This window comes from Allobranchiibius huperziae (genome assembly GCF_013410455.1).
Taxonomy (GTDB): Bacteria; Actinomycetota; Actinomycetes; order Actinomycetales; family Dermatophilaceae; genus Allobranchiibius; species Allobranchiibius huperziae.
The window spans coordinates 3,372,389-3,386,279 of record NZ_JACCFW010000001.1 but is presented as its reverse complement, the minus strand read 5'-3'; the positions used below and the strand labels follow the sequence as shown (position 1 = coordinate 3,386,279).

General features: G+C 69.7%; 14 protein-coding genes. 8 read left to right on the top strand and 6 right to left on the bottom strand.

Translation table 11 applies throughout. The features are described from left to right. Positions 1-135: 135 nt before the first annotated feature. The 4 genes from pucL to HNR15_RS16135 form a co-directional block, all read right to left on the bottom strand. A complete protein-coding gene (gene pucL, locus HNR15_RS16150; protein WP_179483329.1) occupies positions 136-1,038 on the bottom strand; it encodes a factor-independent urate hydroxylase in 903 nt (300 codons plus the stop codon). 7 nt (positions 1,039-1,045) lie between these two features. Next, positions 1,046-1,381, bottom strand: coding sequence for a hydroxyisourate hydrolase (gene uraH, locus HNR15_RS16145; RefSeq protein WP_179483328.1), 336 nt, complete (start codon positions 1,379-1,381; stop codon positions 1,046-1,048). Beyond that, entirely contained in the window at positions 1,378-1,890 is a 513-nt protein-coding gene (gene uraD, locus HNR15_RS16140; protein WP_233765645.1) for a 2-oxo-4-hydroxy-4-carboxy-5-ureidoimidazoline decarboxylase, read from the bottom strand. The genes uraH and uraD overlap by 4 nt, the downstream gene beginning before the upstream one ends. Positions 1,891-2,029: 139 nt before the next feature. Continuing rightward, on the bottom strand, positions 2,030-2,794 hold the full coding sequence (locus HNR15_RS16135; protein WP_179483327.1) for an IclR family transcriptional regulator: 765 nt from the start codon (positions 2,792-2,794) through the stop codon (positions 2,030-2,032). Between the two features lie 200 nt (positions 2,795-2,994). Here HNR15_RS16135 and HNR15_RS16130 point away from each other — a divergent pair, with 200 nt between their 5' ends. The 8 genes from HNR15_RS16130 to HNR15_RS16095 all read left to right on the top strand — a co-directional run bounded on the left by HNR15_RS16130 (position 2,995) and on the right by HNR15_RS16095 (position 11,751). Next, entirely contained in the window at positions 2,995-4,242 is a 1,248-nt protein-coding gene (locus HNR15_RS16130; protein ID WP_179483326.1) for a DUF6986 family protein, read from the top strand. 121 nt (positions 4,243-4,363) lie between these two features. Next, positions 4,364-5,227 carry a hydroxypyruvate isomerase family protein gene (locus HNR15_RS16125; protein WP_343048570.1) on the top strand — a complete coding sequence of 288 codons (864 nt, stop codon included), beginning with the start codon at positions 4,364-4,366 and terminating at the stop codon, positions 5,225-5,227. Then, positions 5,224-6,108 carry a 2-hydroxy-3-oxopropionate reductase gene (locus tag HNR15_RS16120; protein WP_179483324.1) on the top strand — a complete coding sequence of 295 codons (885 nt, stop codon included), beginning with the start codon at positions 5,224-5,226 and terminating at the stop codon, positions 6,106-6,108. Before HNR15_RS16125 ends, HNR15_RS16120 begins: the two co-directional genes overlap by 4 nt. Further along, complete coding sequence (gene gcl / locus HNR15_RS16115; protein WP_179483323.1) at positions 6,105-7,886, top strand: glyoxylate carboligase; 1,782 nt, start codon at positions 6,105-6,107, stop codon at positions 7,884-7,886. Before HNR15_RS16120 ends, gcl begins: the two co-directional genes overlap by 4 nt. Continuing rightward, complete coding sequence (locus HNR15_RS16110) at positions 7,886-9,013, top strand: glycerate kinase (RefSeq protein WP_179483322.1); 1,128 nt, start codon at positions 7,886-7,888, stop codon at positions 9,011-9,013. Before gcl ends, HNR15_RS16110 begins: the two co-directional genes overlap by 1 nt. Before the next feature lie 2 nt (positions 9,014-9,015). After that, positions 9,016-10,413, top strand: a complete 1,398-nt coding sequence (gene allB / locus HNR15_RS16105) for an allantoinase AllB (protein WP_179483321.1) — start codon at positions 9,016-9,018, stop codon at positions 10,411-10,413. Then, positions 10,410-11,468 (top strand): allantoicase, encoded by a 1,059-nt coding sequence (gene alc / locus HNR15_RS16100; RefSeq protein WP_179483320.1) that lies wholly within the window; start codon positions 10,410-10,412, stop codon positions 11,466-11,468. Before allB ends, alc begins: the two co-directional genes overlap by 4 nt. Positions 11,469-11,565: 97 nt before the next feature. After that, the gene (locus tag HNR15_RS16095; RefSeq protein WP_179483319.1) at positions 11,566-11,751 is read left to right on the top strand and encodes a hypothetical protein; all 186 of its coding nucleotides are present in this window, start codon (positions 11,566-11,568) and stop codon (positions 11,749-11,751) included. A 7-nt stretch (positions 11,752-11,758) separates the two neighbouring features. Here HNR15_RS16095 and HNR15_RS16090 read toward each other — a convergent pair whose 3' ends face one another. Both HNR15_RS16090 and HNR15_RS16085 read right to left on the bottom strand, forming a co-directional pair. Next, positions 11,759-12,781: a glycosyltransferase gene (locus HNR15_RS16090; RefSeq protein ID WP_179483318.1), complete on the bottom strand. Its 1,023-nt coding sequence runs from the start codon at positions 12,779-12,781 to the stop codon at positions 11,759-11,761. Next, positions 12,778-13,656, bottom strand: coding sequence for a glycosyltransferase family 2 protein (locus HNR15_RS16085; RefSeq protein WP_179483317.1), 879 nt, complete (start codon positions 13,654-13,656; stop codon positions 12,778-12,780). The genes HNR15_RS16090 and HNR15_RS16085 overlap by 4 nt, the downstream gene beginning before the upstream one ends. Between the last annotated feature and the right edge of the window lie 235 nt (positions 13,657-13,891).

The window sequence follows — 13,891 nt, the reverse complement described above, 5'->3', positions numbered from 1 at the left end:
TGTCGGCACCAGCGCACGCGGGGTGGACGCGTCGGGCTGTTACTTGGAATTGACGCTGGCACAGGGGTTTTCGTGCCAGATCGGAGTGTCCCGGCTGTACGGCGCGATCGGCGCCCCGGGACTGGGGGAGACCTGTTACCAGGCCTGCCCGGGGTCATAGGCAGCTGACATGTCGACATCGGCCGAGCGCTTCACGGTGGCCTCGATCAGGCCGTACGGCCGGTCGTCGGCGTGGAAGACCTCGTTGTCGTTCGAGAGATCGAACGGTGACAGGTCGATGACGAAGTGGTGCTTGTTGGGGCAGCTGAGCCGGATCTCGGCGACGCCGGGCGCGGCGTCGAGGGCCTTCTGGCCCATCTCCCAGATCGTCTGCTGCAGCGCGTAGCTGTAGGAGTCGGCGAAGGCGGTCGTGAGCGCGTCGACGACGGTGTCGAAGGCGCCGTTCCAGTCGGCGTTCTCGTTCGACTCGTGCGCCCACCGTGCCGTCACGGCGGTCGCCATCACGCGGTCGTTGGTGGGCTGCAGGGTGGTGTAGCGATCCTGGTAGAAGCCGTGGAACTCCGAATCGGTGGTCTTCAGGACGACGTACCCCGTGAGGCCGCTGACGACGCTGGCCGGCCGGTCGCCGTCGTTGCCCCGACGGACCGTCACCGTGCGCACGTAGTCGTCGACACGGCGGAACGCATGCGGTTGATCGCCGATCCGCTGCCAGGGGAAGGCCTCGACGGTGATCGTGGCCGATGCGACCTGGGGCACGTCGTCGACGAAGTGGTCGGCGAGCGCGACCGCGAAGGACTCCGGCGCGCGGACCGCGTCACCGGCCTCCTTCGCGAACGCGTTGACGGTGTTCTTGCACGCGTCGGTGGTGAGGACGTTGGCCTGGTCGCCGGTGATGTGCGCGTCGGCGAAATCACCGCTCAGCGCCACGCTGACGTTGTAGTCGACGATGTCGTGGCGGCTCTCGCGGCTCTCGCGGAAGACACGCACGACGTGCACCTCGGCCTTGCCGTACTGGTTGTGACCCAAGACGTAGGACATGGGTGGTTCAGCTCCCTCGGTAGGTCGAATAGGCGAACGGACTGAGTAGGACGGGCACGTGGTAGTGCCGTTCGTCGGTGACGACGAAGGTGATGCAGACCTCGGGGTAGAACGCCTCGACGTCGTGCGCGGCGAAGTAGTCGCCGGTCACGAAGACGATGCGGTGGGTGCCCGGGTCGAGCGGGGTGTCGGCAAGGCTCGTGACGCGGCCGTCGTCGTCGGTGATCCCCGATCCGACGCGGTGCCAGTCGTTCTCGGTGCCGCGTGCGAAGGCCTCGACGGGGATGCCGGCGGCCGGCACACCGCGTACGGCGTCCAGCACGTGGGTGGACAGGGTGCTCATCGGACCATCGCCTCCAGGCGCAGACGGGTGATCATCCGCAGTTGCTCGATGACCTCGGCGAGCTCGGTCTGCTCGTCGTTGTCCATCCTGCGGTGCAGCTCGGCGAGGATCTCGGCCGGCGTGCGACCGGCGGCGCGGATGAGGAAGACCCGGTCGAAGCGCCGCTCGTAGGCGCGGTTTCCCTGCAGGAGGTCGTGTCGGACCTGGTCGTCGGCATCGGTGACCGAAGCCTGCTCGGCTCGGGAGAAGTGCCCGGACGCGGAGGAGCCGGCCGGGCGCTCGCCGATCCGAGGGTGGTCGGCGAGGGCGTCCGCCACATCCTGCTCGGTCAGGGCTGCGAAGGCGGTGTCGGAGGCACTGAGCAGGCGATCGCGATCGCCGTACGGGCGGCCCTGCACCATTCGGCGCACCCAACTCGGCGCTGCACAGCACGTCCGCAGCAGATCGGACGCGCGGTCGGCCGCGAGGTCGTCGAAGACCCCTGCCGGGAGCGAGTGGATGTCGGTCACATGGTCTCTTTCGTCATGCGAAATATATATTCCGCGATAAGGAATATGACACTCGTCACGTCGGCCGTCAAGAGCTGGTGCGAACGGCGGTGGGCATCGTGCCCGGACAGCGCCGCCCGCTCTCGGCCGCTCGCTGCCGCTACGCGGTGGCGCTGTCGAGGTCGCTCGCGAGGCGCGCGGCGACGTCCTGCAGGAACGGGATCGCGCGTTTGCGCACCGCGCCGGTGATCCGGCTGGACGGTGCGGACATCGAGACCGACATCAGGGCGGTGGCGCTGGGCACGGCGACGGCGATGCAGGTCACCCCGAGCTCCATCTCGCCGTCTTCCGTGGCGTACCCGTTCTTGCGGATGCGGGCCAACTCGGTGAGCATCACGTCGGGATCGGTGATGGTCTTGTCGGTCATCGCGGGCATGCCGGCGCGCCCCAGGATCGCGAGGACCTCCTCATCGGGCAGCTGCGCCAACAGCGCCTTGCCCGCGGCGCGGCAGTGGGGCGGGACGTGCCGGCCCAGGTCGGTGAACATCCGCAGCGCACGCGGCGACGGCACCTGCCCCACGTACACGAGCTGGTCGCTGTCGAGCGTCGCGAGGTTGGCGGTCTCGCCGAATTCCTGCACGATGCGGCTCAACTCGGGCGCGCTCCGGGAGCCGAACGCGATCAGGGCGGTCGCGCCCAGCGGGATCAGCCGCGAGCCGAGCGCGTACCGGCGGTCGGGCAGCTGTCGCAGGTACCCGCGATCCGCCAGGGTGCGGACGATCCGGTGGATGGTCGGCATCGGCAGGCCGGAGACGTTGCTCATCTCGACCAGAGCCATCTCACCGCCTGCGGCGTCGATGGCCTCCAGGATGTCCAGGGCACGTCCCACCGACTGCACGCCACCGCTTCTGCCGCCGTCAGCCATGAACTCTCCTCGGGTGTGGTGCGAGATCGGTGCGACGCTGTCACGCTCGACGTCGGACGCACACGGTGGATCGGCGCAGGATCGTGCGACCGCCGATTCGGGTCCCAAGCGTAGTTGGTGCTCGTCCCCGCCGGGCGATATCAGCTGCTACGTTCCGGCATACGAAATTTATCTTCCAAAGTGAGCTGGAGGAGAGACCGATGGCCGATGACGCCACCGAAGACCTGATCGCCGAGCTGGATGACCTGCTCGCGGGCGCCGACCGGGACCTGACGGCGGGCTACCCCGGGGACCGGGTGGATCGCGTACCCGTGCACACCGTCTACGTGCCCGCCGATCGGTACGACGCCGGCACGCCGCAGGCCTGGGGTCGGGAGGCCCTGCGGCTGCTCGACGACTACGCGCCGACCGCCGACGCACTCGCGGGCGCCACCGGGCTGGCACCCGAGCGGCTCGCCGACGTCTACGACCGGGTGCGAGCCAAGCTCGCCCGCGAGCCCATCGAGGATCTGCGGGTCGACTTCGAGGACGGTTACGGCCGACGTGCCGAGGGCGTCGAGGACGGGGATCTCGCACGCACGCTCGCGGCGTACGAGAGCCAGCGCGCGGACGGCACCCGCCCCGCGTGGTGGGGGATCCGCTTCAAGGCGTTCGAAGCGCCGACCCGCGAACGCGGTGTACGCACCCTGGCGCGGTTCCTCGAGCAGACCTGCACGGGGGGTCGGGTGCCGGACGGGCTCACCCTCACGCTGCCCAAGGTCACGTCCGTCGACCAGGTGCGGGCGATGGCGCTGGCGCTGGAACGGATCGAGGTCACGCTCGGCCTTCCCGCCCGCTCGATCGGATTCGAGATCCAGATCGAGACCGCGCAGGCGATCCTGGCAGCGGACGGCACTGCGGCGGTGGCGACGATGGTGCATGCGTCCGGTCGGCGCGCGACGAGCCTCGTGTACGGCACGTTCGACTACAGCGCGGGCCTCGGTGTGGCGGCGCCCTACCAGGCACCCGACCACCCGGTGGCCGATCACGCCAAGGCCGTCATGCAGGTCGCCGCCGCTCAGACCGGCGTGACCGTCTCGGACGGTGCCACGAACGTCGTCGACTTCACCTCGGCCGAGGCGGCGGGCGCGACCTGGGCACTGCACACCGCGCTCGTGCTCCGCTCGCTGCGGTGGGGCATCTACCAGGGCTGGGACATGTGCCCGGGCCATCTGGTCTCCCGCTACGTCGCCACCTACCTCTTCTTCCGCGAGGTCCTGCGCCCGGCGGCGGCCAGGCTCGCGGCGTACGTCGGGCGGGTCGAGGGCGGCGTGATGGACGAGCCGGCCACCGCCCGGATGCTCGCGTCGGCGCTGTTGCGCGGCGTCCGCTGCGGCGCAGTCGACGAGGACGAGGTACAGCAGCTGGCAGGTCTCTCGGTCGAGCAGCTGGTCGACCTCACCCGCTGACTTCGCGGCGGTTCGCGGCAGAGAGGGGCCTTCCGGCCGAAGGGGTTTACGGATGTGCCTTCCTCCAGCTATTCTGAATCGCGGAATACGCCTTCCACGATGCGGAACAAGGAGAATGACGGTGACTTCGACCCGGTACGCGGTGAACATCTCGATCCTGTTCACCGAGATCCCCTTCCTGCAGCGTCCCGTCGCGGCGCGGGCCGCCGGCTTCGACGCCATCGAGTGCTGGTGGCCGTGGGAGACGGCGACGCCGACCCAGAAGGAGCAGGACGACTTCATCCGTGCCGTGCAGGACGCCGGAGTGCGGCTCATCGGCCTGAACTTCTTCGCCGGCGACATGCCGGGCGGCGAGCGCGGCCTGGTCAGCTGGGTGGAACGGCAGCAGGAGTTCCTGGCCAACATCCCGGTCGTCGTCGAGCTCGGCCGCCGGAGCGGGTGCCGCGCGTTCAACGCCCTCTACGGCAACCGCGTGCCCGGTGCCGACGTCGCCGCGAGCGACGCGGCCGGCGTCCGGGCACTCGCTACGGCGGCCGCGGCGGTCGCCGAGATCGGCGGCGTCGTACTCCTGGAGCCGGTGAGCGGGTGTCCGGACTACCCCCTCAAGACCGCGGCCGACGTGTTCGCGGTCATCGATCGGGTCCGGCGGCAGACCGGCGTCCACAACGTGCAGTTCCTCTGCGACCTCTACCACCTCGCGGCGAACGGCGACGACCTCGACGCGGTCGTCCGTGAGTACGGCGACCGCGTCGGCCACGTGCAGATCGCCGACGATCCCGGGCGTGGTGAACCGGGCACCGGTCGGCTGGACCTGGCGGGGTACGTACGCCGGCTGCAGGACGCGGGATACCGCGGCTACGTGGCGCTGGAGTACAAGACCGCCTCCACCACCGAAGCCGGCCTGGACGGCTGGCTGCCGAGGGGCGAACGAGGCGCGACCGGCGCCGACAACGTCCGCGAGACCAACGACAGGAGCACCGTATGAGCACGCGCATCGCCTTCATCGGCCTGGGCATCATGGGCAGCCCGATGGCAGTTCATCTGCAGGAGGCCGGCCACCAGGTGACCGGATACGACCCCACGCCGGACAAGACGGCGGCCCTGGTGGCCGCGGGAGGTCGCGCCGCGAGCTCCGCCGCCGAGGCGATCCGCGACGCGGAGGTGATCGCGGTGATGGTGCCCGACAGCCCGCACGTCGCATCGGTGCTGCAGGACGAGGGCGGGGTCTTCGACTCCGCCGCGTCCGATGCGCTGATCATCGACTTCTCCTCGATCCGCCCGGACGTCACGGCCGAGCTCGCCTCGGCCGCGAAGGCTCGGGGCCTGCGGATCATCGACGCTCCCGTCTCAGGCGGCGAGGCGGGTGCGAAGAACGCCGCGTTGTCGATCATGGTCGGCGGCTCGGCGGAGGACTTCGAGCTCGCCCAGCCGCTGCTCGACGTCGTCGGGAAGACCGTCGTCCACGTCGGTCCGTCGGGTGCCGGCCAGACCGTCAAGGCCGCCAACCAGCTGATCGTGGCGATCAACATCGAGGCCGTCGCCGAGGCCCTGGTCTTCCTCGAGGCGTACGGCGTCGACACGAAGGCCGCGCTCGACGTGCTCGGCGGCGGCCTCGCGGGAAGCGCCGTGCTCGAGCAGAAGCGCGACAACATGACCACCCGCAGCTTCGAGCCGGGATTCCGGATCGACCTGCACCACAAGGACATGGGCATCGTCACCTCCGCCGCGCGGGAGGCCGGGGTCGTGCTGCCGCTCGGCGCGCTCGCGGCTCAGCTGGTCGCCTCGGTGCGCGCGTGCGGCGGTGGCGGCCTGGACCATTCGGCGCTGCTGCAGGGTGTCGAACGACTCTCCGGAGGTTCCAAGTGACGGTCATGCGGGCGGTCGACGCCGCCGTACTCATCCTGGAGAAGGAGGGCGCGACACAGCTGTTCGGGCTGCCCGGCGCCGCCATCAACCCGTTCTACAGCGCGGTTCGCGACCACGGCGGGATCAGGCACGTGCTGGCCCGTCATGTCGAGGCCGCCTCGCACATGGCCGAGGGCTACACCCGCGCGGCCGCCGGCAACATCGGCGTCTGCGTGGGGACGTCGGGGCCGGCCGGCACCGACATGATCACCGGGCTGTACTCCGCCTCCGCCGATTCCGTCCCGATGCTCGCGATCACCGGTCAGGCACCGGTGGCCAAGCTGCACAAGGAGGACTTCCAGGCGGTCGACATCGCCGCGATCGCCGCACCGGTGGCCAAGTGGGCCGTCACGGTGATGGAGGCGGGCCAGGTGCCCGGCACCTTCAGCAAGGCCTTCCACCTGATGCGATCGGGGCGTCCCGGGCCCGTGCTGATCGACCTGCCGATCGACGTGCAGATGGCGAAGATCGACTTCGACATCGACACCTACGAGCCGCTGACGGTGGCCCGACCCGAGGCCACTGCCGCCCAGGCGCAGCGGATCCTCGACATGCTGGCCGCCGCCGAGCGTCCGGTGATCGTCGCGGGCGGTGGCATCGTCACGGCCGACGCGGCCGAGGACCTGGTGGCGTTCGCCGAGCTCACCGGCATCCCCGTCATCCCCACCCTCATGGGGTGGGGCGCCATCCCCGACGACCACCCCCTGATGGCCGGGATGGTCGGTCTGCAGACGTCGCACCGCTACGGCAACGAGACCCTGCTCGCCGCGGACTTCGTGCTCGGCATCGGCAACCGGTGGGCCAACAGGCACACCGGCGGCATCGACACCTACACCGCCGGGCGCACCTTCGTGCACGTCGACATCGAGCCCACCCAGATCGGCCGCGTCTTCGCTCCCGACTACGGCGTGGTCTCGGACGCGGGCGCCGCGCTGCGCCGCCTGATCGAGGTCGGGCAGGGGAGCCGGCTGCCCGACCGCTCGGCCTGGGCGCAGGAGTGTCGCGAACGTCGCGGCCGGTTGCACCGCAAGACCAATTTCGACGTGGTGCCGATCAAGCCGCAGCGGGTCTACCAGGAGATGAACGCCGCGTTCGGGACCGACGCGACGTACGTCTCGACGATCGGGCTGTCGCAGATCCAGGCCGCGCAGCTGCTGCACGTCTACCACCCCCGGCACTGGATCAACGCCGGGCAGGCCGGTCCGCTCGGCTGGACGCTCCCGGCGGCACTCGGGGTGGCCACGGCGAGCCCTGACGCCAACGTCGTCGCGCTCTCGGGCGACTACGACTTCCAGTTCCTGCTGGAGGAGCTGGCCGTGGGCGCGCAGTTCAACATCCCCTACATCCACGTCGTGGTGAACAACGCCTACCTCGGCCTGATCCGGCAGAGTCAGCGCGGCTTCGACATGGACTACTGCGTGCAGCTCGCCTTCGACAACATCAACGCCGAGGAGGGTGCGAACGCGACCGTGAAGGGGTACGGCGTCGATCACGTCCGAGTCGTGGAAGGACTGGGCTGCAAGGCCATCCGCGTGACCGAACCGGACGCCATCCGGGACGCGCTGGAGGACGCGAAGAAACTTCGCGACGAATTCCGCGTGCCGGTCGTCGTGGAGGTCATCCTGGAGCGCGTGACCAACGTGTCGATGGGTACCGAACTGGACAACATCGTGGAGTTCGAAGAGCTGGCCGCCCGGGGCGAGGACGCGCCCGGTGCGGTCGTGGCGTTGCTGGACTGATGATGCGCATCGTCGTCGCCGTCGACAAGTTCAAGGGCTCGCTGACCGCTCGGGACGCCGCGGCTCGCATCGCCGCGGGCCTGCGGTCGGTGGATCCCTCGATCGAGGTCGTCACCGCACCGGCGGCCGACGGCGGCGACGGCACGGTCGATGCCGCGATCGACGCGGGTTTCGACTCTCGCACGGTCACCGTGGACGGACCCACCGGTGCACCGGTCGAGGCGAGGTACGCGATGCTCGCGGAGCGAAGCGGCGTCACCTGCGTGGTGGAACTGGCCAACTCCTGCGGCCTGCAACTGCTCCCGAGCGGTGCGGCGGCGCCCATGACCTCGTCGACCCGGGGCCTCGGACAGGTGATGGGCGCGGCTCTGGACGCCGGGTGCGGTCGCCTCGTGGTCGGCGTCGGTGGCAGTGCCAGCACCGATGGCGGTGCCGGGATGCTGTCGGCGCTCGGCGCGAGCATCCTGGACGCCGCGGGACGTCCTGTCGGCCCCGGCGGCGGCGCGTTGATCGACGTACGCCGGGTCGACCTGACCGCGGCCCGCGCGCGCCTGGCCGGGGTCCGTCTCGAACTCGCCTGCGACGTGGACAATCCGCTGACGGGTGAGCACGGTGCCGCCGCCGTGTACGGCCCGCAGAAGGGCGCCGACCCCGACCAGGTGCGCGTCCTGAACGACGCGCTCGCACACTTCGCGTCGCTGGGTGACCGCACGCTCGCACGTCGTCCGGGCGCGGGGGCGGCCGGCGGAACGGGATACGCCGCCCTGCTGCTCGGCGCCCGGCTGAGGTCCGGCATCGAGACGCTCCTGGAGATCACCTCGTTCACCGAGTCGCTGCGCGGAGCCGATCTGGTGATCACGGGGGAGGGATCCCTCGACGCACAGAGTCTGCGCGGGAAGACGCCGATGGGAGTGGCGAACGCGGGACGGACGGCCGGCATCCCCGTGCACGCCGTCGCCGGGCGGGTGACGGTCTCAGCGGAGGAACTGCATCTCGCCGGTATCGACGCTGCCTACGCGCTGACGGACATCGAGCCCGACGTCGCGACCTGTATCAAGGACGCCGGCCCGCTGCTGGAACGCCGCGCCGCGGCGCTGCTCACCGACGTGCTGGAAAGGACCCGCTGACCATGCCCGAGGCATTCGATCAGATCTTCGTGGCATCCCGGGCCGTCGTCGCCGGGATCGAGCGGCCGGCCGTCGTCGGTGTCCGCGCCGGGACCATCGCCGCGGTCGGGACGGTCGACGCCGACGCCGACTGGAGCGGCGAACGCATCCGGTTGGCCGACGACGAGGTGCTGGTGCCGGGGATTGTCGACACGCACGTGCATGTCAACGAGCCCGGCCGCACCGACTGGGAGGGCTTCACGTCCGCGACGAGTGCTGCCCTCAGCGGCGGGACCACCACGTTGCTGGACATGCCGCTCAACAGCCTGCCGCCCACGACCACGCTGCAGGCATTGCGGGTCAAGCAGGACGCGGCGGGGGGTCAGTGCTTCATGGACGTCGGGTTCTGGGGCGGCGCGGTCCCGGGCAATCTCGACCAGCTCGGGCCGCTGCACGACGCCGGGGTGTTCGGCTTCAAGTGCTTCCTGATCGACTCCGGGGTGCCGGAGTTTCCGCCACTGTCGAGCAGCGAACTGGTCCAGTACATGCAGCGCGTCGCCGAGCTCGGTGCGCTGATGATCGTGCATGCCGAGGATCCGGACGTGATCGCGGCGGCTCCGCAGGCCCGCGGTCGGCAGTACTCCGACTTCGTCGCCTCCCGCCCGGACTCCAGCGAGGTGTCCGCGATCCACACCGTCATCGAGGCCGTCCGCAGCACGGGCGCCCGTGCGCACATCCTGCACCTGTCGAGCGCCGCCGCCCTCGATGAGCTGCGCGCCGCCAAGGCGGAGGGTCTGCCGTTGACCGTCGAGACGTGTCCGCACTATCTGACCTTCGCCGCCGAGACCATCCGCGACGGCTCCACCACGCACAAGTGCTGCCCCCCGATCCGTGGCGAGAGCAATCGCGACGAGCTCTGGGAGGGACTGAGTGACGGCACGATCGACATGGTCGTGAGCGACCATTCCCCCTGCACGGTGGACCTCAAACAGCTCGACTCCGGGGACCTCGGCACCGCTTGGGGCGGCGTCGCATCCGTCGAGGTCGCCCTGCGGGCCGTCTGGACGGGTGCCCGTGAGCGGGGCATCGAGCTGGCGCGCGTCGTCGACTGGATGAGTACGAGGCCGGCCGCCGTCGTGGGCCTGACCGAGCAGGGCGGCATCGACGTCGGCCGACGTGCCGATCTGGTCGCCTTCGCACCAGAGGAGAGCCTGACCGTCGACGCCCGGCGGTTGCACCACAAGAACAAGCTCACGGCGTACGACGGGATCACCCTGCGCGGGGCAGCCCGGCGTACCTGGCTAGGAGGGCGCGAGGCGAGCACCGCACACGCGGATGGCCGCTTCCTCGTCCGCAGCGACACCCCTGCCCCGACCCGCATCGCAACGAGCCGTGAGCACGACCCCAAGGAGACGCCATGAACGACGCCCCGGACTTCACCCGACTGCCCGACCTGGCCTCGCGCCGTCTGGGAGCAGGGGTGGTGGCGGCCAGCGACGAGCTGTTCGCCGAGAAGGAGAACCTCATCAAGGCCGACGCCCCGACGTACGCCAGTTTCACCTTCGGCAACAAGGGTCAGGTGTACGACGGGTGGGAGACCCGGCGTCGCCGCGAGCCCGGGATCGACTGGGCCGTGATCCGGCTCGGCTCGCCGGGCATCGTGCACGGCGTCCTGGTCGACACCTCGTTCTTCACGGGCAACTACCCGCCGCAGGTGTCGCTGCAGGGCGCGTACATCGACGGCTACCCCGCGCCCGACGAACTCTCCGACGCCGACTGGTTCGAGCTGGTCGGGGTGCAGCCGGTCGAAGGGGACAGCGTCAATCCGTTCACGGTGTCGCAGCGTCGCCTGGTGTCGCACGTGCGGCTGCGGATGCACCCGGACGGCGGCATCGCGCGCCTGCGGGTGCACGGTGAGGTCGTGCCCGACCCTCGTCTGGTGGCGCAGGGTCAGGTCGACCTGGTGGCCGTCGAACTCGGCGGCAAGGTCACCGACTGCTCGAACATGTTCTACTCGGCGCCGGCCAACCTCATCCTGCCCGGGGAGGCACGCTCGATGGGCGAGGGGTGGGAGACCTCCCGCCGGCGCGACGACGGCCACGACTGGGTGCAGTTCGCGCTCGCCGGACCGGGCGCCGTCCGCATCGTCGAACTCGACACGCGGCACTTCGTCGGCAACGCGCCGGGGTGGGCGCGTCTCACCGGCACCTCGGTCGACGGCCAGCAGGTCGAGATCCTGCCCCGCACGCGCCTGCAGCCGGACACCCGTCACCGGTTCCGGGTTTCGGCCATCGATGGCATGGATGGCCTGGATGGGCTGGAGGGACAGAACAGCCCGGATATCGTCGCGGCCCGGCTCGAGGTCTTCCCGGACGGTGGGATGGCGCGGGTGCGGTTGTGGGGACCGCTGACCGATCGTGGCCGGTCCGACATCGGCGCGCGGTGGCGCAATGCCGGCGGTGTGATGGCACAGTGAGGGTGTGACGTCGAGCACCCCCGGGAGTCCCCGCGATTCACGCGCCGAGGGGAGGTCCGTGCCCACCCTGGGAGGTCCACACCATAAAATTGCTGCCATGGCACCGAACGTCGATGCACAACGAGGATGCATGTGCGGGCATACGTTCGATTCGCACGAGCACCTGCGGCGTGGCACCGACTGCGCGTTCCGTCGGGAGTGCGGGTGCCTGCGCTTCCGCCCCGCCGAGCCCAAGGGGCCGGTGGAGATCGTTCAGCGCTGGTGGTGGACCGGCCGCCGATGACGTCGGGTCAGGCGGCGGGTACGGCGGTGTCGGCCGGAGCAGGTCGCGTCGTGGTGGGGGTGTAGTTCGCCGCCTTGCCACGCACGTAACCGGCCACCGTCGTCGCTGTGCCGGCGAGGATCGCTCCCGCGCCGAGCAGATGGCGCGGACTGACGTTGAACAGTTCGCGCAGCACTGCACGCGGGAGCACAGCGGCGACGTAGCGGCGTTCGGACGCCAGAGCCGCGTCCTGCCCGACCATCCGGGACACTGCGGCCTTGGACACGCCCTCGGCGTAGCACCGGGAGAACAGGTAGGACCAGGTCAGCCGATCCGGGCTCACCCGGTGGGCGGCTCGCGCGCGGGGCTCGAAGACGAAGGAGGAATCGGGCACCGACTGCGCGATACGGATGCACATCTCGGTCTCCTCGCACCCCAGCGGGGTACGACCGATCCTGCCGAGATCCTCGCTGAACATCCCGACCTGCCCGAAGACCTCGGCGCGCATCGACATGTTGCACCCCATCAGGTTGCGCACCGTGGCCGCGTCGGCCGGCAGACCCTCGTAGGTGCACCCGATGACCCAGTCCAACTCGCCCCGTTCACCGCCGCGTGGCGCGGGCAGTGTGGCGGGGCGACGGACACCGACCGGCCACAACGGCTGGGCCGATCCGCCGACGCCCATCACATGGTCGTCGGAGTAGTGCGCGACCATCGATTCCAGCCATCGCGGGTCGGCGGTGGCGTCGTCGTCGAGGAATGCCAGGACCTCACCGTGGGCGGCTTCGATTCCCGTGTTGCGAGCTCCGGACAGGCCGGGCAGGTGGGCGTTGGCGACGACCGAGATCGCCATGTGATCGGGCTTCAGGGCACCGAACCGCTGACGCGCCTTCTGCAGCAGCACGTCGTTGTGGTCCACGACCACCAGCAGCTGGATCGGGGGCAGGGTCTGCTCGAGCACCGACTGGACGCTCTCGCACAGGTCCTGCCATCGCCGTTCGGTGTATGCGCAGACGATGACCGAGAACGTCGGCTCCGCGATGGTCCTCACGCGCTGATGCTGGGCCGGCGGACCTGCTCGGCAGGAGCGGTCGTCGTCGTCAGGACGGTCGCGCCACGACGCCGCAGCGCGGTGGCCCTCTGTCGCTCGGACACGATCGTGCGCAACACCCGGAACCCGTCCTTGAAGGTGCGCAGGTTGCTCTCGCCGTGGATGCGGGGACGCTCGATGCTCGGCACCTCGCGGATCTGGACCCCGGCGCCGACCATCCTCAGGTTGATCACGGTCTCGATCTCGAAGCCGTCGCCCCAGATCATCCCGCCGGGCGGGACGGGCGCGTCGATGTCGGGCAGGCCGAGCGCCGGCACCAGCTCGGTCCAGAACGCGTTGTAGCCGTAGCACAGATCGCTGAAGCGCTGGCCGAACGTGAGATTGACCAGGACGTGCAGCCCGGTGGCGCCCACATGCCGCAGGAGGGTGATGTCGTCACTGCCGCCGCCCTTGATGAAACGGCTGCCCTTGGCGAAGTCGGCGCCGTTGATGAGCGCGTCGACGTACGCCGGGATCTCCCGGGCATCGGCCGATCCGTCGGCGTCGAACATGACGATGATGTCGCCGGTGGCAGCCTTGAAGCCGCACGCCAGGGCGTTCCCCTTGCCCTTGCGCGTCTGCTTGACGATCTTGATGTCGGGCATGACCTGGCGTGCGACCTCGACGGTGCCGTCGGTCGAATTGCCGTCCACGAGGATGACCTCGTGCACGGGAGGCAACGTCGGCAGCACGGCTCGCAGGTTGTCGGCCTCGTTCTTCGCGGGCACGACCACGGTGATCGTCGGTTGCCGGCTGGCGCGGCCTCGATCGGTTTCCAAGGTGCGCTGCTCGAAGGTGGAACCCTCGGCGAGCGAACGTGGCGAGTTGCGATACATGAGTGCTTTCCCCGGTGACGTAATGATGCTGAGCAAGTGTGAATGCGGTGCTTCTTCGGTGCGGGCGGACTCTGCGAGGACGATACCCCCCATTACTTGAATCTTGGACTTGTATAGCGGATCGAACCATTGAGTTCCCAGTGATGGAGCGGGAATATTGGGTCGTGCAACTACTTGACAGCACGTAACTTGCCACCACAAGGGTCGTGCCATTACGAAGTCTTTACCAACGCTT

Bases quoted from the DNA above. Each gene is read 5' to 3' on its own strand.
- HNR15_RS16085 (WP_179483317.1), bottom strand. From the start codon at position 13,656: ATGTATCGCAACTCGCCACGTTCGCTCGCCGAGGGTTCCACCTTCGAG.
- HNR15_RS16095 (WP_179483319.1), top strand. From the start codon at position 11,566: ATGGCACCGAACGTCGATGCACAACGAGGATGCATGTGCGGGCATACG.
- HNR15_RS16135 (WP_179483327.1), bottom strand. From the start codon at position 2,794: ATGGCTGACGGCGGCAGAAGCGGTGGCGTGCAGTCGGTGGGACGTGCC.
- HNR15_RS16130 (WP_179483326.1), top strand. From the start codon at position 2,995: ATGGCCGATGACGCCACCGAAGACCTGATCGCCGAGCTGGATGACCTG.
- allB (WP_179483321.1), top strand. From the start codon at position 9,016: ATGCCCGAGGCATTCGATCAGATCTTCGTGGCATCCCGGGCCGTCGTC.
- pucL (WP_179483329.1), bottom strand. From the start codon at position 1,038: ATGTCCTACGTCTTGGGTCACAACCAGTACGGCAAGGCCGAGGTGCAC.
- uraH (WP_179483328.1), bottom strand. From the start codon at position 1,381: ATGAGCACCCTGTCCACCCACGTGCTGGACGCCGTACGCGGTGTGCCG.
- alc (WP_179483320.1), top strand. From the start codon at position 10,410: ATGAACGACGCCCCGGACTTCACCCGACTGCCCGACCTGGCCTCGCGC.
- HNR15_RS16110 (WP_179483322.1), top strand. From the start codon at position 7,886: ATGATGCGCATCGTCGTCGCCGTCGACAAGTTCAAGGGCTCGCTGACC.
- HNR15_RS16120 (WP_179483324.1), top strand. From the start codon at position 5,224: ATGAGCACGCGCATCGCCTTCATCGGCCTGGGCATCATGGGCAGCCCG.